Genomic DNA, 21993 nt, shown 5'->3' with positions numbered 1-21993 from the left:
GTTGCCTATCATATTTTTTACTTATCGTGAATAATTCGGGTCGAGTGAAATATCATTAACCTGATCGGAATATCACGTGAATAGTAGAATTTTATTTTGTGCGCTGGCTTTTGCTGCCTTGTCGGCCTGTGGCGGCGGCAGTAATGACGCGGCGGACAATGGCGGCGCAGTCGTGCCACCCGTTACCCCTTCCATTCCGGTGGCGAATACGGCGCCCGTCGCGCAGGCCGGGCCCGCCCAAAGCGTGGTGGTCGGCAGCGTCGTGACCTTGGACGCGAGCACCAGCTCCGATGCGAATGGCGATGCCTTGACCTACAAATGGGTGATCAGCTCCAAACCTGCATCCAGCGCCGCTGTCCTGGATTCCTTATCTGCCGTGAAACCGACTTTTACCGCTGATGTGGAGGGCGTGTACGTGGCCACGCTGATGGTCAATGATGGCAAGATCAGCAGCGAGCTGTCGTCGGTGACGGTTGCCGCGTCGGTAGCCAATGCCCCGCCTGTCGCTAACGCGGGGCAGTCAATGACCATTGTCGCGGGTATGGGTATCATGTTGGATGGTAGCGCAAGCAGCGATGCGAATGGCGATATCCTCATCTATAAATGGAGCCTGGTATCGAAGCCTGCCGGCAGTACTGTACGGATCGTGGATGCAAACTCCGTGCGTCCGTATGTCGGCGTGGATTTGCCAGGTGCCTATGAACTGAGCCTGGTTGTCAACGATGGCAAGGTCGATAGTGCGCCGGCTTTCGTGACGACGACGGCGGTTGTCGGCAATGCCCGGCCATTGGCCAATGCGGGCGTGGCGCAGAACGTGCTTAAGGGGAACACCGTTATTCTTGATGGCAGCGCAAGTTCCGATGCGAATGGCGATGCCCTGACGTATTACTGGACCCTGACTTACCGTCCTGCGGGGAGTACTGCCACGTTGTCGTCCGCAACGCTGGTGAAACCCTCTTTTATCGCCGACAAGGCTGGCACGTATGTCGCCACGTTGCGTGTGTGGGACGCAACGACATCGAGCGATTCAATGAGCGTCACGATTACGGCGACGTCCACGAATGCCGCTCCGGTGGCGAATGCCGGGGTGGATCAGCGTGTGCTGGCAGGTGCGTATGGTGTGACCCTCGATGGCAGGGGCAGTTCGGATGCGGACGGCGACAATCTCAGTTATAAATGGACGTTCATCTCCGTGCCGCCAAATAGCATGCTGCAACCGTTTCCCGGCGAATTGTACCGCAGCCAGGCAGTCAGCAGATTTTGGGCGAATGTGCCGGGAACCTATGTCGTCAGCCTTGTCGTCAATGACGGTACGGTCGACAGTGCACCATCAACCGCCACCATTATTGCCACTGCAAGCTCGACCAATGCGGAGCCGATGGCCAATGCGGGCATAGATCAGGTTGTCGCTCCAGGAACGACCGTGCGTTTGACGGGACTTGGCAGTACGGATGCGGACCGCGATGTGTTGACATACCGCTGGCAGTTGAAGAGCAAGCCTGCTGGCAGTGCGGCCGTGCTGTCGTCATTGACTGCCGCGCAGCCGACATTTGTCGCAGATATGGCCGGTGATTATGTCGCGACATTAATCGTCAACGATGGCTCGGTGAATAGTGGCGAAGATAATGTCACGGTAACGGCGACGCCGAATCTGCTCAATTTATACCAGGTGCAGGACAATGGGGCCGGTCCGGTCGAGACGAAGGCCGGCTTGCCTTACCTCGCCAATGCGACGGTACAGAGGTCGTGCTCGGGATCGTGCGCGGCCAACTTTACGGTCGATACCTTCAAGGTGGCCGCCGCCGGGACGAGCTTCATGATTACCAATGTGACGGCCGTCGACAGTACCGGCAAGGTCGTTCCGGCCATCGTCGGTCTGGTGTCGGGCCAGGTCATTCCTGCCGGCAGCAGCGCCACCTTCTCGCTGGTGTCGCCCAAGACGAATGGCGCAACGGCTAAACTGAGCTACAAGTTCTTTGTGGCGGAAACGGGCCAGTCTTTCGTTTATAACGCCGACTTCACGTCAAACTAAGTGATGTAACTCAGTGATGTAATATGGCGAACGCCGGGCTTCGGTTCCGCGTTCGCCAGCCCCACTTGCCCACTTGCCCCATGCCCACCTGGACTTCCCCGCCCCAACTCGTCGCCCTGGCCGGCTTTTATGCGCAGGTGCAAGCCCATCCGGATGCCATCGGCGACGCGGCCTTCCTCGGCGCCGTCAAAGCCGCCCACTGGCCCACCAACTGCTGGAGTTACGTGGAAGCATCGTTCGCCATCATCGCGCCCGCCTGCCTGCTGCGTCCGCATCTGACCGCCGAGCTGATCGTCTTGCCCATCGACGCCATGATCGCGGGCGGCCTGGACGATGCGGGGCAAGTCATCGCCATCGGCCTGGCCTGCGCCACGCGCGACGCGCCGTATGTGGCGGTGAGCGCAGAGGGCAAGCGCTGGCTGACGCAGGTGTGGCCGGGACTGGAAGAGCTGGTCGAGACCGTGTTTCAAGCCAGGCTGCAGGAGGCGCTGGCGGAAGATGAGGACTAGGCAAGCCTGCCCTTGACCTGGAAAGCCCGTTTGCGTTAGGGTATACGTAACTGCTTACATATATCCCGCCCAACATGTCTTCCAACTTGCAAACCTACGGCTCCCTGATGCTGGCCAGCCGCCTGCGCCGTCTTTCCGATCAACTGTATGCGGGCGTCGATACCTGCTATCTGGCCGCCGGCGTCGAGCTGACGTCGCGTTGTTTCCCCTTGTTATTGCTGCTGCGCGACAACGGCCCGACGGCGATCACGGCCCTGGCCGCGCAGATCGGGCAGACGCACCCGGTGGTGGTGCAACTGGGGCGCAAGCTGCTCGATGCCGGCGTGGTGGCGGAGATGCCGGACGCCAAGGATGAGCGGCGGCGCTTGCTGGCGCTGTCCGACGCCGGGCAAGCGTTGCTGCGCAACATGGCGCCCCTGTGGGACGATGTGCGCGCGGCCGTCGATAGCGTCTTCGAGCACGGTACGCCGCAGCTGATGGCCAGCCTGGACCGGGCCGAAGCGCGCCTGCAGGCGCAAGGTTTCGGCGAAACGATCGCCGCCTGCCGGCGCCTGCGCGAGCGGGCGGCCGTGGAAATCATCGATTACGCCGCGCAATACGCGGCAGACTTCAAGCGGCTGAACATCGCCTGGCTGGAGCGGTATTTCTATGTCGAGGCGCTGGACGACAAGGTGCTGTCCGATCCGCAACGCTCGATCCTGGACGACGGCGGACAGATTTTTCTCGCGCGTTTGGACGGCAAGATCGTCGGCACCTGCGCCCTGATCCGCGCCGGCGACGCCAGCATCGAGCTGTCGAAGATGGCTGTCACCCCCGAGTGCCAGGGCCTGGGCATCGCGCGCCGCCTGATCGAACGGGCCTTCGACGCCTTCGAGGCCAGCGGCGCGCAATTGCTGTTCCTGGAATCGAACAGCAAGCTGGCGCCCGCCATCCGCCTGTATGAAAGCAGCGGTTTTACGCACGTGGCGCGGCCGGCCGGCGAGGCCCATTACCAGCGCGCCGACGTCTACATGGAGTGGCAGGGCCGCTAGCGCACGCGAGGGCGCCACGCGGCGCTCCCCATCGGCCGTCTCCCGCGTTACAATACGCGCATCCATAACGGAACTTAGGTTCCACTATTCCGAGACGCCGACGCCGCATGCCTTCCTTCCCGATGCCCTTCCCGCAGTTGATCGTTCCACCCGAGCCCACCCAGGCGCGCAGCAAGCTGGCCTTCGAGCGCTTGCTGCTGGTAGGGGAACAGTTGCTGGCGGAAAACCGTTTCGATGAAATCGGCGTGGCCGACCTGGCAAAACTGGCGGAAACCTCGGTGGGCACGTTTTACCGTTTGTTGGGCGACAAGGACACCTTGAGCCGCTTGCTGCTGCAGCGCTTTTTTTCCGACATGGTGGAAAAGGTCGAAACCCTGACGGAGCTGCGCCAGTGGGAAGGGCGCAGCCTGGAAGACTTCATCCGCGCCATGGTGGCCATGTTCGTGGCCGTCAACATGGGCCGGCGCGGCGTGCTGCGCGCCCTGATCACGCGCTGCTCGCAGGATGCGCAGTTCCGCGACAAGGTGCACCAGATCAACCATCTGATCTCGCAGCGCACGGTCGCCGTGCTGGCCAGCAAGTCGGCCAGCATCCGCCATCCGAATCCCACGCAGGCGATGATGGTGGTGCCGCCCGTGCTGCTGGGCATCCTGAACCAGCACGTGTTGTCGGGTTCGCTGTCCTTCCTGTCGGCGGCCGCGCTGGAAGACGAGCTGGTACGTGTTGCTTTAAATTACCTGACTTGAGATATTTACCGATTTAACTTGAAATCGGAATTCGGATTCCGTATTATGTTTTCCAACAGCAGGAAAATATATTCCTGCACCTGAACACAAAGCATGTTCAACAGCAAGGAGACAGAATGCGGCGTCACACGACATCCGATGTTCCATTGCATTATCTCGACCTCGGTCCCGGCACACAGGCAGGGCAGGGCGATCCCGTGTTTTTGTTGCACGGCCTCGGTTCCTGCGCCGAAGACTGGCGTCCGCAAATCGACGCCCTCGGCAGCAGCCATCGCCTGATCGTGCCCGACCTGCGCGGCCATGGCGCCAGTCCCGCGCCCAACGGCGACTGGCAGATCGGCGACTTCGCCAACGACCTCTTCAATCTGATGGACCAGCTTGACGTGGCGCGCGCGCACATCGTCGGCTTTTCGCTGGGCGGCATGGTGGGCCTGGAAATGGCCAACCGCGCCCCCGGCAGGGTCGCCAGTTTGTGCCTGATCAATTCCCAGCCGTTCCAGGGCAGCAAACCGGCCGCGCTGCTGTTTGCCTACTGGCTGCGCCGCACGGTGATCGCCACCTTCGGCTTGAAAGCCATGGGCAAGATCATCGGCAAGAAACTGTTTCCCGACCCTGAACAGCAAGCCCTCGTCGAGCGCTTTGCCACGCAGATGGCGGGCATGGACAAGCGCGCCTACCTGGCCGCGCTGGACGCCATTTTCCACTGGGATATCGACATCCATTTCCAGGCCCTGGCCATGCCCGTCCTGATCATGGCGGCGGACCAGGATTACACGCCCGTCGCCAGCAAGCGGGCCTTTGCCGCACAGTTTCAGCAGTGCGAGATCGAGATCATCGCGAACTCGCGCCATGCCACGCCCCTGGACCAGGCGCAGCGTGTGAATACCTTGTTGCAGTCCTTCCTTACCATAAATTCAAAATAAACAGGCCACTCGCCGCACGGGCCGGGGGCCGGAACACAGTCATCGCAGGGCAGGTGCACGCTTTTTGCGCGCGGGTACCGTTACGTCTTGCGATTCTGGAATCCGGCCGTTTTCCCTGGCGGTAAGCAAGCCTGACATTGGAGACGCTATGAAACTTGCTTTGAAATTGATGCCCGCCGCCCTCGCCGTTGCCGGCGCGTTTGCCACCCAGGCCCAGGCGCAGGAAGCCAACCCGGCAACTGCCGTCAGCGCCCAGGAAGCCAGCGATGCGAAAGAACGCATGGAAACCGTGACGGTCTCTGCCCGCCGCCGCGAAGAGCGCCTGCAGGACGTGCCGCTCGCCGTCACGGCGTTTTCCGCCAAGGCCCTGGAACGGGCGAATATCCAGAACCTGGCCGATTTGCAGGAGCGCGTGCCGAACCTGACCGTGTACGCATCGCGCGGCACGAACACCACCCTGACGGCGTTTATCCGCGGCGTCGGCCAGGCCGACCCCGTCTGGGGCGTGGATCCGGGCGTGGGCATTTATTTCGACGACGTCTACATGGCCCGTCCGCAAGGCGCGCTGCTCGACGTGTTCGACGTGCAGCGCATCGAAGTGCTGCGCGGTCCGCAAGGCACCCTGTACGGCAAGAACACCATCGGCGGCGCCATCAAATACATTTCGCGTCCGCTGGCGAAGGAAAACGGCGCTTCGGCGGAAGTGGGCATCGGCAACTACAACCAGCGCAACTTCAAGGCCGCCTTCAACGTGGCCAATGAGAACGGCACGTGGCGCGCGCGCCTGGCGGCTGCCAAGCTGGACCGCGACGGTTTCGGCCGCAACACGTTTAACGGCGAACAGGTCAGCGACCAGGACAGCACGGCCGCGCGCCTGTCCGTCGGCTATTTCCCGCAAGACATCCCCTTGACCGTCGTGCTGAGCCTGGACGCCACGGACGACAAATCGGGCGTGCGCGGCTTCCAGCGCATGGGCGTGAGCGCTTTCGATCCGCTCAAGCGTCCGCCCAGCACGGATGCGTATGACATCCAGAGCGGCATGCCGGGCAACAACTTCACGCACAACCGGGGCGGCTCGCTGGTGGCCAACTACACGTTGTCGAACGACTGGTCCGTGAAAGTGATCGGCGCCAAGCGGCGCAGCACGTCCGAGCAAACCATCGACTTCGACGGCTTGCCGCAGCCCATCGCCGACGTGTTCGGCGATTCGCGTGACGAGCAGAAAAGCCTGGAATTGCAGGCGTCCTACAGCGGCGACTATGGCGCCGGCGTGATCGGCCTGTACCGTTTCGAAGGCACGGCCGGCGGCGGCATCTACAACAATTTCCTGGGACGCCAGTTCCAGGCCGCCGTCAGCACGGTGGAGACGGACAGCACGGCGCTGTACACGGACTGGACCTGGCCCGTGGGCAAGGCGTGGAGCATCAATGCGGGCTTGCGCCACACGCGCGAGGAAAAGCGCGCCATCGTGCTCAACCGTGCTTTTGCCGACGTGGGCTTTACGCGGCCGATCCAGACGGCGGCCGATTTCGACAAGTCTTTGTCGGTCAGCAATACCTCGCCGAAACTGTCCGTGCGCTATGAAGCGTCGAAGACGACGAATTTCTACAGTAACCTGTCGCGCGGCTTCAAGTCGGGCGGCTACAACGTGCGCGCCAACAACCTGGTGGTACCCGATTCCGCGCGCCCGTACAAGGATGAAAAACTCGATGCGCTGGAAGTGGGCATGAAGTACGCGGCGCCGGACGATACCTTCGACGCCAACGTCGCCCTGTTCTACAACCGCTACAAGGATATCCAGTTGTCCGTCTTCACCAGCTACGTGCAGCCGGGCGGCTTGCCCGGTTTCTATGGCGACTTCACGAATGCGGGCAAGGCGACAGTCAAAGGCGCGGAGTTCGAATTTTCATGGCGGCCGAACCGCCAGTGGGAAGTCAACGGTTTCCTCGCGCTGCTGAACGCCAGCTATGACGAGTTCATGAGCGGCGGCAAGAACATTGCGGATACGCAAAAGTTCAGCAATACGCCGCGCCGGCAAGTGGGCCTGAACCTGACGCGCACGGACCGCGACGTGTTTGGCGGCGCCTTGCGCAGCATGGTCGGCTACGGCTACCGCAGCAAGGTGTATCCGACCACGGACTTGAGCGAAACCCTGGCGCAGGGCGGCTACAGCATCTGGACGGCTGGCGTCGTCTGGGAAGCGCCGAAGAACTGGACCTTCAGCCTGCATGGCAGCAACCTGGGCAATAAACGCTACCGCACGGATGGCTACAACATTCCTGCGCTGTTCATCCTCGACGGTTTCTATGGCCCGCCGCGCCAGATCATCGCCAAGGCAGGCTACAAATTTTAAGGTTCTCAACTATCGGGGCTGGACCCGCCGGGTCCGGCCTCGCTGGTCGTAAGTGCCGGCTTGATATGCATCAAGCCGGTTTGTTGTCGCTGTTTTCGTCCTTAATAATAATCAGGAGACTGGCATGGCACATCTGAATCAGCAACTGCGTCACTTATTAGCTGCACTCATCGCCGCCTGCGGCTTGCTGGCCGCGCAGCCGGCCGCAGCCGGCCAGTGGGACTTCGGCCTGTACGCGAGCCTGTGGGGCTCGCGCGAGTATCAGGTCTGGCTACCGAGCAACTACAATCCGAACACGCCGCTGCCCGTCGTGTTGATGCTGCACGGCTGCGGCTCCGAGCCCAACAGCATGGCCGCCGTCAGCCGCTACAACCAGCTGGCCGACAGCGAAAACTTCATCGTCGTCTATCCGCGCCAGAACGTCACGGCCAACCCGATGCGCTGCTGGAATTTCATGTTGCCGCTGAACCAGGAGCGGGGCACGGGCGAACCGGCCGTGCTGATGGGCATCTTGAACAAGGTCAAGAGCAAGTATGCGGTGCAGGACAGCCGCGTGTATGTGACGGGCATCTCGGCCGGCGGCGCCATGGCGTCCATCATGGCCGCCTGTTATTCCGACGTGTTCGCTGCCGTGATGGTGCATTCGGGCGGCATGTACAAGGGCGCCACGGGCATGATCACGGCCGCCGATTCCCTGTTCAACGGCAGCTCCTTCGACCCGAAAGTGCGCGGCAAGGATGCCTGGCGCTGCTCGGGGTCGCCGCGCCGATTGATGCCGACGATGGTGTTCCACGGCACGTCCGACATCGTCGTCAATCCGGTCAATGGCGAGCAAACCATCGAGCAATTCCTGCAAACGAGCGATTACGGCGACGATGGCCTCGACAATGACAGCGTGCGCTACCGTGCCGACAGCATCGTGCGCCAGACCGTGCCGTATGGCCGCAGCTATTCCATCGACACCTACCTGCACAACGGCGCCGTCATCGCGCAAAAGTACACGGTCGAGGGCATGAACCACGCGTGGAGCGGCGGCCCTCCCGGCTGGCCGTTCAGCGACGAGCTGGGCCCGGACGCCACCGTGATCAGCTGGAATTTCTTCAAGAATTACCAGCGCTGATGGCGTAGGGAACTGAAGCTTGTAGAATGGGGCGCCGCGATTGCGCCCCACTTTATGCCTGTGAAAAATCCCATGCCCGCTTGCCGTTTGCTGTCCTGCCTTGCCGTCGCCTTGCTCTCCGCTTGCGCCAGTGGCGGCCCGCTCGCGCCATCGGCCGCCGACGCGCAAGCGTTCGAGCGTGCTGCCCAGCAAGACAGCATGCGCAGCGAATGCGACTGGAACGCGCGCTACGCGCCCGTCGCGCCCAGGGACGCCAGCGTGGCGCAGCTGCAGGCGATCGCCACGGCGCGCCTGGCGGCCTTGCAACTGGCGCCCGCCTGGACCTTGTCCATGCCCGGCAGCGCGGCGCACGCCTTTACGGAGTCGGAGCAAGACCGCGCTGGGCTGCAATTGCTGCTCAGCATCGTCTTGCCGGCCATGGAGCGCTACCCGGCCGGCGTCTTCGCGCGCACGGGCTTGCGCCACGTCGTCCTGGTCAAGGATTTGAGCGTGGATGGCCAGCGCCGCCTGGCCATGCCGGCGCCGGAAATCGACAGCGTCGTCTACGCCGACAACCTGCTGGCCGCGATGTGTCCATCCGGCATGGAGCTGCGCGTGCACCATGAGTACTACCACTTCATCGAATACCGGCTGTTCAACGATTTCTATTACCGCGACCCCGCCTGGCTGGCCCTGAACCCGCCCGGCACAGCCTACGGCCAGGGCGGCGCCACGGCCTATGGCAAGGGTTTCCAGAACCTGGGCCACCCGCAGCCGGGTCTCGTCAGCCTGTACGCGGCCTACGGCCCCGAGGAAGACAAGGCGGAAGTGTTCGGCTGGATGATGACGCCCGCGTATGCGTTGCGGCTGGAGCAGTGGAGCCTGGCGGATGCGGCGCTGGCGGCCAAGCGGCAAAGCTTGACGGAAGTAGTGGGAACCTTGGCGGATTCTTACTAAATATCAAGTATTTCCTTGCCATCTCATGGCATTGTCGGTTCTCCAGCTTGATTAAGAGCATATCCCAGTAGGGAGCGTCTTCTGCTGGCAGCACATCAGGAGCGCGGACAAGGCGTGAGGAGGACGCGTGGCGAGCCACGCAACGACGATCAACGCAGTCCCCGCTTCTGAGGCGCGCCAGCGGGAGATGTATTCATCTACTGGGATAGGCTCTAAATGCAAGTGCGAATGAGGAGAACTCCATGGACGGTGACGAGTCGATATCTGGTGCCCAGCGTCCCTTGCGCCTGCGCCTGGGTGTCTCGCCCAAGGTGCCCGCCGGCGTGCTGATACCACAGCGTATCGCCGGCAGCGAGGCGATCTGTGGCGGTATCGAGTACCGTGTGCTGTGTGTTTCGACGCATGCCGACTTGCCGCTCAGTAGTTTGATTGCCTTGCCCGCCGCCATCGATCTCGTGACGGATCAGGGCCGGCTGCGCAGTATCTGCGGCCTCGTCACGCAAGCGAGCGCCGGCGACAGCGACGGTGGGCTGGCCAGCTACCAGCTGGTGCTGACGGATGCCTTCGCCATCATGGAGAAGCGCTGCAATACGCGCGTCTTCCGGCGCCTGACGGATATCGAGATCGTCAAGACCCTGCTCGACGAGTGGATACGCAGCAATACCGTGCTGGCGCACGCCTTCCAGTATGCATTTGCGGATTTCTTCGAGGCGCAAATGTATCCGCAGCGTGAATTTGTCATGCAGCACAATGAATCCGATGCAGCCTTCGTGCGCCGCTTGCTCAAGCGTAGCGGCGTCGCCTGGTTTTTTCGTGCGGTGGGCAATACGGATACGCATGCCGAGCCGGCGCATACCCTGGTGCTATTCAACCATGCCGATGGCTTGCGGAAAAACATGGCGGATACCGTGCGCTATCACGCGGACCGCGCGACGGAACAGCGCGACACCCTGACGTCGTGGAGCGAAGTGCGCAAGCTGCAGGCGGGCAAGGTGACGCGCCATAGCTGGAATGAAGAACACCCGCGCGCGCGGCCGTTCATGACTGCCGATGCCTTGGGGCGTGGACAGCAGGGCATGCATGGCAATGCCGTTGCCGCCACGCTTGATGATTACCGCGTGCTGCCGCCGCGCGCGGGCATCGATCATGAGGCCTTGTGCCAGCTGGGCATGCTGGCCATGCAGCAGCACGATTACGAGAGCCATTGCTTTCACGCCGAAGGCAGTGTGCGCGACCTGTGCCCGGGCGAATACTTCAGCCTGGCCGAGCACCCGGACATTGACGCCTTGCCGGCGGCCGAGCGTGATTTTGTCGTTACATCGCTGCAGGTGGCAGCGCAAAATAACTTACCCCGAGAGCTTGCCGCCAGGGTAGCACGCCTGTTTGCGCGCAACCGCTGGCTGGCCGATGACATAGCGCTGTCGCAGCGCGAACTGGCGGCGGTGGTGGATGATGGCCCCTTGCGCATGCATATTGCACTGACTGCCGTGCGGCGCGGCGTGCCCATCGTCCCATCCTATGACACGCGCATCGACCTGCCGCCAGTCACCATGCATAGCGCCGTGGTGGTGGGACCGGCGAATGAGGAAGTCCATTGCGACGCGATGGGCCGGGTCAAGGTTCGCTTTCCCGCCACGCGCAAGCTGGACCACGAGCATGCGGGCGGCACGGGCGCCTCCGACACGGATGCCGATTCGGCCTGGATACGCGTCGCGTCGAACTGGGCGGGGAACGGACCTGGCAGCATGCAGCAATGCGGCTACCTGGGCTTGCCCCGCGTGGGCAGCGAAGTCCTGCTGGCCTTTCTCGGCGGCGATCCGGACCGGCCTATCATCGTCGGCCAGCTATACAACCACAACGCGCAGCCGATCGCCCTGAGCAAGGCAGGCGACTTGCCCGGTAACCGTTACTTGTCCGGCATCAAGAGCCGCGAAATCAAGGGCACGCGTGGCAACCAGCTGCGTTTTGATGATGTCCATGGGCAAATCAATGCCCAGCTTGCCAGCGATCATGGTTCCACTCAGCTCAACCTGGGCTGGCTGACGCAGGAAAGGCGCAACGGCCAGGGCACGGCGCGCGGCGAGGGTGCCGAGTTGCGTACCGACGAGCAAATGGCTATGCGGGCGGGCAAGGGCATGCTGATTTCGGCCTGGAAGCGCCTGAATGGCGATGGCAGCCATATGGCGCGCAGCGAATATCTGGGCCTGATGGAAAACTGCCTGGAATTGTTTCGCTCGCTGGGCAGCTATGCGGTGGCGCATCAGGCACTGGAACAGGAAGACCAGGCGCAGCAGGCATTGCAGCAAAGTTTAAAAAGTTGGGAAGGCGGCAGCAATACGGAGCCCCGTGCCGAACTGGGCGCTGCGGCGGCGATTGTCGTCACGGCGCCCGCCGGCATCAGCTTTGCCAGTTCGAAGGCCATCGTCAGCTACGCCGCCAGCAATGTCGATACGGTGGCGCAGCAGCATCTGCAAGCGGTCGCGGGCCAGCGCTATAGCGTGAATGCGGGCAAGGGCATATCGCTGTTTTCCCATGCGGACGGCATCCGCGCCATCGCGCACCATGGCAAGTTCCTGCTGCAAAGCCAGCATGACGACATGGAACTGAATGCGGGGAAAAACCTGAAACTGACGGCCAGCGACGGCAAGCTGACTGGCATGGCCGATGAAATCGTGTTGATCTCCAAGCACGGCGCCTTTATCCGCATCGCCGATGGCATCACCTTCGGCAGCAAGTCGCCGCTGAATTTCAATGCACCCAACTTCGTTTTCAATGATCCGCAGAGCATGGCGGTGCAATTGCCAAACTTTGCCGAGGGCAAGACCGACCAGCAATTCATTTTTCAATACGAGGGCGACGACAGTCCCGTCGATGGCGTGCCGCAAGAACCGCAGCTGGCGCCGCAGGCGCACTTTGCAGTGAAGCTGGGCGATGGTTCAGCGACGAATGGCCGCAGCGATGGGAGCGGCAAGACGGACGTGCTGGAGCGCACGGCGATGCATCTGGCCGCCATCGAAGTGTTCAACAACAAGGATTGATGACGCCAGGAGAGTGCGATGGGCAGTTATCCGACAGTGCCGTATGTCGTGGGCGACGATGTGGCGATCCTGCATTGCGAACGCAGCGTGTGCAAGAAGGTCAAGATACGCCGCAATCTGCCGGGCAATATCATCGTCATTCATGGCGTCAACGATGTGGGCGTCAGCTACAAGGCGGTGGAAGATGGCTTGTGCGAAGGCCTGACGCAAAGGCTGGGTCGCGGCTTTACGGCCGCGTCTTACCGCATGCCTGTGGCGGCGGACAAGGACAGGCTGGAAGACGATCCCGACGCCATCTTTTTCAAGCGCACGATTGCCAAGGACACCAACAGTCCCGTGATTCCATTTTACTGGGGCTACCGTGAAGTGAAGGACAAAATTGATGTCGTCAATGGACAGTTTGTTGATCGCTACGGTAACCGCCTGGACAAGGATTTATCCAAGGAAGGCGGGCCGTTCGGCAACGCCACCAGCAGCTTGCCCGACATGTGGCGCCCGGGCATGTATGCACCTGCGGATCCCATGGGCGATGCTTTGCGGCCACTGAGGACGGCGCCCGGGCGTATGTACATGGTGCTGGCGGCGCAGCGCCTGGCCGCACTCATTTCCATGATCCGCGATTATGACGCGGAAGACACTGTCAGCATCGTTGCTCACAGCCAGGGTTGCCTGCTGTCGCTGCTGGCGCAAGCCATGCTGATGGAAAAGGGGCTGGCGCCGGCCGATAATCTGATACTCACGCATCCGCCGTACAGCCTGGTGGACAGCCTGCCTCTGTTGATGCGAGGTGCCGCCTGGTTCGATGGCGGCGAGGATGCGGCAATGAAGCCCTACTACCATTTGCTCAGTGGTGCGCAGACCTTGGGCGCGCGCCTGAAGACCTTGGTGAATATAGTTACCGGCGTGGCGAAGGGCAACGGCCAGGCATGCAAGCCGCCGTTTTCCGACCTGAAAAAGGACGAACATCGTGGCATGGTCGGCAGCCGCTGGCAGAGTGCCGACGACCGCGACAATCGCCGCAAAGTCTATCTGTATTTTTGCCCTGAAGATATGACCGTGGCGCTGGATAACATCCAGGGCATAGGATGGGATGGCGTGCCCGATTATGCGTCGGGAAGTGAATTGATGGAAGAAGAGGAGACATCCAGTCTTGATGGGTACAGTATTTCTTCCGGACATACCAAGATGGTGGAACACAAGCAGGTACGCGGCGCGCTGGCGGAACTGGGGGGCAGATTTTATCAGCGCGTATTCAGCGAGAAGACCAGGCTGGATCCGGCCACTGGCAAGACCACGGTTTCATTGGTGGGCAAGCCGCCGCCTTTTGATTTTCCGTTGCGCCTGCCGACGGAAACGGAGCAGTCGCACGTGGAGGTTTCGCTGCGAAAACACCGTGCACAACATCAGGCGGTGGCCTGGCCTGTCAATGCCCGGTTGGGAAAGATGGAGCAGCGCAATGGCATACGCACCATTACGGGCGAAGCATTGAAGCAGCCGGTGGCCGCCGATTTACGCGGCATGTCGCAAATCGATCCTGCGAGTATCCCGGCAACGTCCATGATGAGAAACCGTCCTGTTGCCGATCAGGGACCCGCGGAGGAGGTTGATCCTTGCGATGCTACGGTCGCACTGACGAGCGGGACTGGCATGCAGTTACGTAGCGAATATCGTCCTGATCCGGGAGGCTATCAAAAGTTTCCCGAGCGGCTAGAACACCTTAATCCACGAGAGTTGGCATTGATGACGGCAAGCTACAACAAAGAACAGGGACTGCACGTGAAAGACAAGCTTGATCAACGTGAAATCGTGTCCGCGCTACGCTACCCTGACAGCAACGTCGTGGCGAAAATTCAGGAAAGTCCGAACGAGGCGCGCTTGCGCTGGCAGCGCGAGGTCAGTGCCAAATCTTTCCACAGTTCCATTATCGGTAGCGCGAAGAATCATCGCCAAGTGACGGCGTATGACGTGGCCATTGGCAGTGGCAAGGCGTCGTCGGATCCGCAGTTTTATGCGTATCTGTGTGCGGTGGCGGATTGGCGGGTGAAGAACCTGAAGAGCAACGAAAAAGGGCGTAAGGGAATACGGATAAAAGATAAATTCATATTGGAGTTTGCTCCCTATTTATCCGTAGAACCTGGATGGAGAAGTGCTGCGATCAATGGCAGCATTGACTATTACAACACTGGGATCTTGCCTGTAGGATTGCCCTTGCTATCAGGGCCGTTGTGGAAAATTGTAGTGTCACAAACAAAAAACATAAAAATAGTGAGTGAAAAAAGCAAAATAAAAGAATTGTCGAAGCCCCGTCGGTAGCAACTTGCCTGGGCCGAATATTGTCTCGCCGGAATTGCAGACCAAAAGGTGATAGCTATGATGACGCTTCGTTGGTTGGGAATATCATTAGTTGTTGTAATTTTATTTTTTGGTTTTTTATGGCTCAATGCCTTATCGAAGAGTCAGGCGCGTGAAATTGCATCCCAGTTGCAGGCGCAACAGCCAACGAAACCTGTGGAATCTGGGCAAGAATACGTGCTGGAAGTGATCGGATTCGGTGTGACAGTGGACAAATACCGTCAGGGTAAATTGTGGGAAGCTTTGCAAAAAGGAAGTGCTTATACCAGCATACGCGAACAAGACCCCAAGAAATACCCATGGACGGGTGATGACAAGGATGGGGAGGGCGGCAGTAGGGCCTACGATGCGCTGGAAAATGGCATCAATTTCACTCCGATGAACTGGGGCTTGCCATCCTTCTATGCAGGTACTCCCATCCTCGACCCGGCCGCACAACCGAGCTTGATAGAGCCGATGGCGGGACTCGTGGCTGGCGCTGGTACGGGGGGCATGCCCTTGCATCTATTTTCCGTGGCTTCATGGAAGTTGGATGAACATCCCGATCAATTGCTGATTGATGTTTTTGATTTTTTCGATAAGCATCCTGACGTACCCTACGTCGCCTTACACTCGGAGGACAGCGTTGGTACGCGGGATGGCAACCGGAAGCCAGGTACTGCAAGGAAATTGGTAAACGGATATTTCATTCCAGATATGCCCGATGCCACGGCAGTATTTATCCTTGCGCGCCGAGAGCGAATAGAACCGTTGCGCCCTTTTGTATGGGATGACCCAGCGAATAAATTCGTTAGGGAACAACTCCGTGCCATGTACAACGAACTGATGCAATCGCTTCCCTCACGCGAGAAACAGAAACGACCTGACGCCTTCAGCGAGCGTCAACCCACCGTCGCCGAATGGCTCGCCGCCGCCGCTACCTTCGCCCAGCGGCCCGATATCCGCGGCGTGGGCTTGCATACCTTCGATAAACTAAACCCATGGGAAAATCGTCCGCCGCGCGACTGGAAGCCGACGCCGTGGTTCCCCATTCCATGGAACCGGGAACAGATGGAAACCTTCGACCGCTTGCCCTCGTTCGGTTTCGTGCACCGGCCCGTATTCGTCAAATTTACGGATGAGGAAGGCAAGCCTGTCATGCGGCGTGATGCGCGCCAGAAGATATTCAATGCTGGCTGGCAGCAGGCACTGCAGACCTTGCCGGAAGCGGAGCGCGGCAAGGGGCCGGCGCGCGTCGTGGCCGGTACGGGCAAGCAGCCGGAACAGTTGCTGATGCTGGAAGGCATGTTGCATGACTACGCGGCACAGGGCGGCCCGGAAATCGACAGCGGCAAGAGCGCGCAGTTCATCAATACCGATCATCGCCTGGGCAATACCGGTGCGGCCACCTGGTTCATGCAGATGGCCATCGGCGTGATGGGCAGCTATCGCGACGGTGGCGCCAGTGCGGCGATCAATCTGCGTGACAATAACGAGGCGAGCATTATCTTCATCACACCGCCACCGGACGCAACCCGCAAGAAACAGGATGCCGGCGGCGATATCTTCCGCAGCCGTATCACGCCAGCCGTCGACCCCGCAAACTACGCGGCGCCATCGGTGGAAGCCATCCTGGAAAACCAGGCGGGACAATGATTCTGGAGGCAGCATGCGCAAAGTCATCAGGTTGGGCGACGCCACTTCGCACGGCGGCAAGGTGCTCAGTTGTGCCGCCACGCATTTTACGGTCAATGGGATTCCTGTCGCCTGCGTCGGGGACTTGTGCAGCTGCCCCATCAAGGGACATCAGGGTTGCAAGATTGCCAGCGGCTCATCCCGGCACAGCATCAACGGCATCGCTATCGCCTTCGAAGGCGATAGCACCACCTGCGGCGCCAAGTTGCTCGCTGGCGGCGCCAGCTTCCGCACGTCCTGACGTCCGCTCCTCCTGGTATTTCCTGGTAACTATATAATCTGCGCTTGGGCGATACCCGCCCTTGAACGTCGATGAAGGAATGCCATGCCTGGATCCATGCCTAGATATATCGTGCGCCCCTTGGCGCTGTGCGTAGTGTCGGCTGTGTGCCTCTCTGCCGGTGCCGCCGAGGTGGTGGCGGTGGATGCGCAGCAGCGCGCGTCCTTGCTGGAGTTTTATGCGCAGCAATATCCGGGCGAGCCGGCTGCGCGCACCGTGTTCGAGAGCGTGCCCGTGGTGGGCGGACGCGGCAGCGAAGTGGTGGGCAGCGTGGAAACGGCGCCGTATCGCGGTCATGGCGCGCTGTGCCGTACGCAGCGCACCAAGTTCGTGCTGCACGGCGAGGGCAAGCAGGCGCGCTGGCAGGAGGCGGGCATGGAATATTTTGCCTGGCTCGACCGCGGCACTTGCCGCCCCGTGGCCGAACCCGTGCGCATGCTGCAGCGCGTCCCCGATGCGGAACTGGAAGGCGTGCTGCTGTACCAGAAGCCGCTGCTGGAGCGGGCGCGCTTATTGATGGCGGGCAATACGGCCTGCGCCCCGTTGCGGGCGCTGAAGTTTTCGCTGGCGGCCGTCGACGTGGGCGCCGCCGCACCGCGTGCCGAAGAGCGCTATGCGCTCGTGTTCAAGAGCGATCGCGACAGCTACGCCCGCGTCTGGCTGCGCAAGAGCGGTGCCCAGTATGACGCGTGGAATGTGACTTGCCCGCCAGTGCTGTAAGCTGCGCCCCCTCGATTGTTTTTTTGACTGTTGCAACCATGAACGAAAATTCCACTTCCGCCCGCAGCTGGGGCACCATCGTCACGCACAGCGACGAGATGGCCATCATCTACCGCTATGTCGACACTTTCCATGACGATTGGGACCTGTCGTCGCAGCCGGACCGCATCATCATCGCCTGGCGTTATGAGGACGAGACGGGCATGCCCGCGCCGAACGAGCGCGAGCACATGGAAGAGCTGGAAGCGGCGCTGGCGCCCGTGGTGGAAGAGGAAGGTTTTGCCACGCTGGCGCTGGTGTCGACGGGCGAGAACCTGCGCGAATGGATTTATTACACGCAGTCGGGCGAAGAATTCTTCAATCGCCTGAACACGGCGCTGGCGCCGCGTCCAAAGTTCCCGATTGAAATCCGCAGCGCGGCCGACCCCGCCTGGTCCACCTACGCCGGCTTCATGGCCGCGCTGCCGAAGTAATTACGTCAACGAATTACGTCAATGCGGCGGCCACGATGCGCGTGGCGGCCGTGATGATGTCCTGGTTCGTGTCGGCTTTTTTCTGTTCGCGCGTGTAGTACACGGTGATGATCAGCGGCGCGCCGCTGGCCGGGTAGGCGACGCCGATGTCGTTGACGCTGCCATACGCGCCCGAACCCGTTTTATCCGCCACCTGCCAGCCGGCAGGCACGCCGGCGCGGATGCGCTTGTCGCCCGTCGTGTTGCCGCGCATCCACGCGTCCAGTTGCTGGCGCTGCGGTGCCGGCAAACTATTTCCCAATAACAATTGCTGCAAGCTATGCGCCATGGACGCGGGGCTGGCTGTGTCGCGCACTTCGCCGGGAATGGCGCTATTCAATTCCGTTTCCCAGCGTTCCAGCTGGAACACCGTATTGCCGATGCTGCGCGCATAGGCCGTCACGGCTTGCGGTCCGCCCAATATTTTCATCAAGAAATTAGCCGCGCTATTGTCGCTGTACTGCAAGGTGGCGGCGCACAGGTCGGCCACGTTCATGCCGTCGGCCAGATGCTTTTCCGTGATGGGCGAATACGTGACCAATTCCTTTTTCTCGTAACGCACGTGTTGGTCCAGCAAGCCCGGCTGGCTGACGCTGCGGGCCAGCACGGCGCCCGCCAGCATCGCCTTGAAGGTGCTGGCCAGGGGGAAGCGTTCGTCGGCGCGATAGGCAACGCGCTGTTCGCTGCCGTGGCGCCAGGCGGCAACGCCGAGGCGTCCGCCTGCGGCCTGTTCCAGCGCGGCCAGCTGCGTCTGGGCGGCGGCGATGCCGGTGGCGGGCGCGGCAAACAGCAGCGGTGTCGGGCACAGCAGGGCGGTGCCGCCGGCCAGCAGGAGGTGGCGGCGGACGTGGTTCAGGGATTCAGTCATGGTCGGTCAGTGTTGTTGGAGTGGAAAGGGTGGCCAGCAGTTCGCCGATGGCAAGCAGGTTGGCCGGTTTGGTCAGATGGTGGTCGAAGCCGGCCGCACTCGACTGGCTGCGGTCGTTTTCGGCGCCCCAGCCCGTCAATGCAACGAGCACGACGTTGGCGCCGGCCGGTATCCGGCGCAGCGCGCGCGCCACTTCGTAGCCGTTCATGCCGGGCAAGCCGATGTCGAGGAAGATGACGTCCGGCAAAAATTGCGGCGCCACGGCCAGGGCCTGCGCGCCGTCGTGGGCCACTTGCGTGACATGGCCCATCATGTCGAGCACGGCGGCAAGGGTATCGGCCGCATCGACATTGTCGTCGACCACCAGCACGCGGAAATGCGGGCCGCCGGCGGCGCTGGCGGGCGTGGCCACTGTTGCGGGCGCTGCCGCTGCCTCCGCCAGCAGGGGCAGGCGCACGCTGAAGGTGCTGCCCAGGCCGGCGCCGGGACTGGCCGCCGTGGCGCTGCCGCCATGCAACTCGGCCAGGCGCCGCACCAGCGACAGGCCGATGCCCAGCCCGCCCTGCGCGCGGCCCATGTTCTGTCCCACCTGGGTGAACATGTCAAACACGGTCGTGATCGACTCGGCGGGAATGCCCACGCCGCTGTCCTTGATCTCGATCAATGCCTCATTGCCATCGCGCCGCGCGCGCAAGCTGATCTGGCCGCCGGCCGGCGTGTACTTGGCGGCATTGTTGAGCAAATTGCCCAGCACTTGCGCCAGGCGCGTGGGGTCGGCCTCGAGCGGCAGCGCTTGTTCATCGACTTGCACCTGCAATTGATGGTGGCTGGCCTCGATCAGCGGCATGCTCGTTTCCACGGCGCTGGCGATGATGGTTTTCAAGTCCGCGCGTTCCAGCTTGAGTTCGATCTGGCCCCGCGTGATGCGTGCCACGTCCAGCAAATCATTGACCAGATGCACCATCTGATTGACTTGCCGCTCCATCACGTCGCGCACTCTCGCCACGGTGGCGGGCTTGTCGGCGGCCAGGCGCATGATTTGCAAGCCGTTGCGGATGGGCGCCAGCGGGTTGCGCAGTTCGTGCGCCAGCGTGGCCAGGAATTCCGTCTTGCGCCGGTCCATTTCGGACAGGTTGTCGGCCAGCTGGCGCAATTGCTGCTCAGAACGCTTGCGCTCGCTGATGTCGCTGAACAATACCGTCAGCAGGCGGCTGCCGGGGCCGCCCAGGCGCGCGGCGAAGACTTCGAACCAGCGCTCCATGGCCACGGCTTCGTTTTCGTAGCGTACGGGCTCGCCGGTCTTGACGACCTGGTCATACATGTCGAACCAGTGCTGGTCATGGTCGGGCACGAAGCTGCGGATGGTCTTGCCGATGGCATTGTCCAGTCCCGATTGCTTGACGAAGGCGGGGTTGCCTTCCAGGTAGCGGAAATCGACGGGGCGGCCTTGCTCGTCGTACAGCATTTCGATGACGCAAAAAGCCTGGTCCATCAGCTCGATCAGGGTGCGATAGCGTTCCTCGCTGCGGCGCAGCGCATCTTCCACCTGTTTCTGGCGCGTAATGTCGAGCAAGACGCCGGGCAATTGCAGGGGCGTGCCATCGGGCGCGTATTCCGCGCGGCCCCGCGCGATGACCGAGCGGTACTGGCCATCGCCGGCGCCGACGCGGTAGCTGGCCTCGAACGGCGTGTGCGCCTGCAGCGCCTGGGCAATCTGCGCGCTGACTTGCTCGCGGTCATCGGGATGGATGATGTCCAGGTAGCGCGCCAGCGGCGCCGCCGTGGCCGCATCGGCATTGACGGGGAACAAGCGCGCCATATTGCTGTCGGCCGTGACCCGGTCGGCAACGATGTCCCAGTTCCAGGTGGCCACTTCGCCGGCCGCCAGGGTCAGGCGCAGGGTTTCCTCGTTCTGCTTGCTGGTCGTCAGGTCGAGCGAGATGCCGGACAGGGCGATCACGTTGCCGGCGCCATCGCTGGCGCAGGTGCCGCGCATGTGCGCCCAGTGCAGTGAACCGTCGGGCCAGCGCACGCGGATGTCGATTTCGAAATCGCTGGCGCTGGCGATGGCCGCGTGCACCACCGTCTGCCAGTGCTGCAGGTCACCATCGAGCATGGCGCCCGTCAGCTGCGCGTAATCGATGCGGCTGTCAGGCGGCAGGCCCAGGTTCGCCTTGAAGGCGTCGGAGCCGGCCATGCTGCCGCTGCCCAGGTCGATCTCCCACGTACCCATGCGGCCGCCCTGCATTGCCAGGCGCAGCCGCTGTTCCGTCTGCCGTTGCCGCGTCACGTCGCTATGCGAGCCCAGCCATTCAACGATGCTGCCGTCGGGCGCCAGCACGGGCAACATGCGCACGAGCATGTTGCGGTAGGCGCCGCTGACGTGGCGCAGCCGGTATTCCGCTTCGAACACGCTGGTCAGGTGCGATGGCATGACGTAAGGCAAGTTGCGGTCGTCCGGATGCAGGGCATTGACCCAGCCGCGGCCCAGCAGTTCGGCCTCGGTCTGGCCCGTGAAGGCGCGCCAGGATGGCTGGTCGGCATCGAACTGGCCGAAGGTTTTCGTGCTCCAGACGATGTCGCAATGGGCGCTCAGCAGCAGATGCGCCGCCTGGGCGGCGACGGTGGAGGACGGGACGGCGTTGCTGGGCTGGCTGGGTTCGGACATGGAGGCTATCGATGATGGTGCAGGGGGCCGCCGCCGCACTGGAATGGGGCGGCCTGGCAACTTCATTCTGGCGATATTACAACTATTTTTACCCTCGGGGCTGTCTCGCAGGGCAGCAATTCCGCTTTCGGCTGGCCTGGCGAAAAGGTGCGTCACGCGGCATGGCATCGGAGGAAATAGCAAGGCGAGCACGCTATTGTGGCTGAATAACCACTAGTCTGGCCTTTATGT

General features: G+C 61.8%; 16 protein-coding genes. 14 read left to right on the top strand and 2 right to left on the bottom strand.

Annotated features, from left to right (window positions below):
- Positions 1–76 precede the first annotated feature (76 nt).
- The 14 genes from VPH40_RS18310 (at position 77) to VPH40_RS18245 (ending at position 18187) form a co-directional block, all read left to right on the top strand.
- The gene (locus VPH40_RS18310; RefSeq protein ID WP_328574137.1) at positions 77–2032 is read left to right on the top strand and encodes a PKD domain-containing protein; all 1956 of its coding nucleotides are present in this window, start codon (positions 77–79) and stop codon (positions 2030–2032) included.
- An 80-nt stretch (positions 2033–2112) separates the two neighbouring features.
- Complete coding sequence (locus VPH40_RS18305; RefSeq protein WP_328574136.1) at positions 2113–2541, top strand: hypothetical protein; 429 nt, start codon at positions 2113–2115, stop codon at positions 2539–2541.
- A gap of 74 nt (positions 2542–2615) precedes the next feature.
- Positions 2616–3572: a bifunctional helix-turn-helix transcriptional regulator/GNAT family N-acetyltransferase gene (locus tag VPH40_RS18300; protein ID WP_328574135.1), complete on the top strand. Its 957-nt coding sequence runs from the start codon at positions 2616–2618 to the stop codon at positions 3570–3572.
- Between the two features lie 107 nt (positions 3573–3679).
- Positions 3680–4318, top strand: coding sequence for a TetR/AcrR family transcriptional regulator (locus VPH40_RS18295; RefSeq protein ID WP_218965280.1), 639 nt, complete (start codon positions 3680–3682; stop codon positions 4316–4318).
- 116 nt (positions 4319–4434) lie between these two features.
- Positions 4435–5241, top strand: a complete 807-nt coding sequence (locus tag VPH40_RS18290) for an alpha/beta fold hydrolase (protein WP_099665259.1) — start codon at positions 4435–4437, stop codon at positions 5239–5241.
- A gap of 148 nt (positions 5242–5389) precedes the next feature.
- Positions 5390–7594 carry a TonB-dependent receptor gene (locus tag VPH40_RS18285; RefSeq protein ID WP_328574134.1) on the top strand — a complete coding sequence of 735 codons (2205 nt, stop codon included), beginning with the start codon at positions 5390–5392 and terminating at the stop codon, positions 7592–7594.
- 124 nt (positions 7595–7718) lie between these two features.
- Positions 7719–8714, top strand: coding sequence for an extracellular catalytic domain type 1 short-chain-length polyhydroxyalkanoate depolymerase (locus VPH40_RS18280; RefSeq protein ID WP_328574133.1), 996 nt, complete (start codon positions 7719–7721; stop codon positions 8712–8714).
- Between the two features lie 72 nt (positions 8715–8786).
- Positions 8787–9650, top strand: coding sequence for a hypothetical protein (locus VPH40_RS18275; protein WP_289918164.1), 864 nt, complete (start codon positions 8787–8789; stop codon positions 9648–9650).
- A gap of 242 nt (positions 9651–9892) precedes the next feature.
- Complete coding sequence (locus VPH40_RS18270) at positions 9893–12688, top strand: type VI secretion system Vgr family protein (protein ID WP_328574132.1); 2796 nt, start codon at positions 9893–9895, stop codon at positions 12686–12688.
- Positions 12689–12706: 18 nt separating this feature from the next.
- Positions 12707–15001, top strand: coding sequence for a T6SS effector phospholipase Tle3 domain-containing protein (locus VPH40_RS18265; protein ID WP_328574131.1), 2295 nt, complete (start codon positions 12707–12709; stop codon positions 14999–15001).
- A 57-nt stretch (positions 15002–15058) separates the two neighbouring features.
- Entirely contained in the window at positions 15059–16675 is a 1617-nt protein-coding gene (locus tag VPH40_RS18260; protein WP_328574130.1) for a type VI lipase adapter Tla3 domain-containing protein, read from the top strand.
- Positions 16676–16688: 13 nt separating this feature from the next.
- Positions 16689–16955 (top strand): PAAR domain-containing protein, encoded by a 267-nt coding sequence (locus VPH40_RS18255; RefSeq protein WP_099665253.1) that lies wholly within the window; start codon positions 16689–16691, stop codon positions 16953–16955.
- 96 nt (positions 16956–17051) lie between these two features.
- Positions 17052–17714, top strand: coding sequence for a hypothetical protein (locus VPH40_RS18250; protein ID WP_305054353.1), 663 nt, complete (start codon positions 17052–17054; stop codon positions 17712–17714).
- Between the two features lie 38 nt (positions 17715–17752).
- On the top strand, positions 17753–18187 hold the full coding sequence (locus VPH40_RS18245; RefSeq protein WP_070257244.1) for a DUF695 domain-containing protein: 435 nt from the start codon (positions 17753–17755) through the stop codon (positions 18185–18187).
- A 13-nt stretch (positions 18188–18200) separates the two neighbouring features.
- On the opposite strand, the gene bla is transcribed toward VPH40_RS18245, so the two are convergent.
- Together bla and VPH40_RS18235 are read right to left on the bottom strand one after the other, a co-directional pair.
- Entirely contained in the window at positions 18201–19094 is an 894-nt protein-coding gene (gene bla, locus VPH40_RS18240; RefSeq protein ID WP_328574129.1) for a class A beta-lactamase, read from the bottom strand.
- Positions 19087–21762 carry a hybrid sensor histidine kinase/response regulator gene (locus tag VPH40_RS18235; RefSeq protein WP_328574128.1) on the bottom strand — a complete coding sequence of 892 codons (2676 nt, stop codon included), beginning with the start codon at positions 21760–21762 and terminating at the stop codon, positions 19087–19089. The genes bla and VPH40_RS18235 overlap by 8 nt, the downstream gene beginning before the upstream one ends.
- Positions 21763–21993 lie beyond the last annotated feature (231 nt).

The sequence above is a fragment of the Janthinobacterium sp. P210005 genome (assembly GCF_036231865.1).
In the GTDB taxonomy this organism is placed as follows: Bacteria; Pseudomonadota; Gammaproteobacteria; order Burkholderiales; family Burkholderiaceae_D; genus Janthinobacterium; species Janthinobacterium kumbetense.
The sequence above is the reverse complement of the archived record's forward strand: the minus strand, read 5'-3'. Positions and strand labels throughout refer to the sequence as shown.

Bases quoted from the DNA above. Each gene is read 5' to 3' on its own strand.
- VPH40_RS18255 (WP_099665253.1), top strand. From the start codon at position 16,689: ATGCGCAAAGTCATCAGGTTGGGCGACGCCACTTCGCACGGCGGCAAG.
- VPH40_RS18280 (WP_328574133.1), top strand. From the start codon at position 7,719: ATGGCACATCTGAATCAGCAACTGCGTCACTTATTAGCTGCACTCATC.
- VPH40_RS18265 (WP_328574131.1), top strand. From the start codon at position 12,707: ATGGGCAGTTATCCGACAGTGCCGTATGTCGTGGGCGACGATGTGGCG.
- bla (WP_328574129.1), bottom strand. From the start codon at position 19,094: ATGACTGAATCCCTGAACCACGTCCGCCGCCACCTCCTGCTGGCCGGC.
- VPH40_RS18270 (WP_328574132.1), top strand. From the start codon at position 9,893: ATGGACGGTGACGAGTCGATATCTGGTGCCCAGCGTCCCTTGCGCCTG.
- VPH40_RS18290 (WP_099665259.1), top strand. From the start codon at position 4,435: ATGCGGCGTCACACGACATCCGATGTTCCATTGCATTATCTCGACCTC.
- VPH40_RS18300 (WP_328574135.1), top strand. From the start codon at position 2,616: ATGTCTTCCAACTTGCAAACCTACGGCTCCCTGATGCTGGCCAGCCGC.
- VPH40_RS18260 (WP_328574130.1), top strand. From the start codon at position 15,059: ATGATGACGCTTCGTTGGTTGGGAATATCATTAGTTGTTGTAATTTTA.
- VPH40_RS18305 (WP_328574136.1), top strand. From the start codon at position 2,113: ATGCCCACCTGGACTTCCCCGCCCCAACTCGTCGCCCTGGCCGGCTTT.
- VPH40_RS18245 (WP_070257244.1), top strand. From the start codon at position 17,753: ATGAACGAAAATTCCACTTCCGCCCGCAGCTGGGGCACCATCGTCACG.
- VPH40_RS18285 (WP_328574134.1), top strand. From the start codon at position 5,390: ATGAAACTTGCTTTGAAATTGATGCCCGCCGCCCTCGCCGTTGCCGGC.
- VPH40_RS18250 (WP_305054353.1), top strand. From the start codon at position 17,052: ATGCCTAGATATATCGTGCGCCCCTTGGCGCTGTGCGTAGTGTCGGCT.
- VPH40_RS18235 (WP_328574128.1), bottom strand. From the start codon at position 21,762: ATGTCCGAACCCAGCCAGCCCAGCAACGCCGTCCCGTCCTCCACCGTC.
- VPH40_RS18295 (WP_218965280.1), top strand. From the start codon at position 3,680: ATGCCTTCCTTCCCGATGCCCTTCCCGCAGTTGATCGTTCCACCCGAG.
- VPH40_RS18275 (WP_289918164.1), top strand. From the start codon at position 8,787: ATGCCCGCTTGCCGTTTGCTGTCCTGCCTTGCCGTCGCCTTGCTCTCC.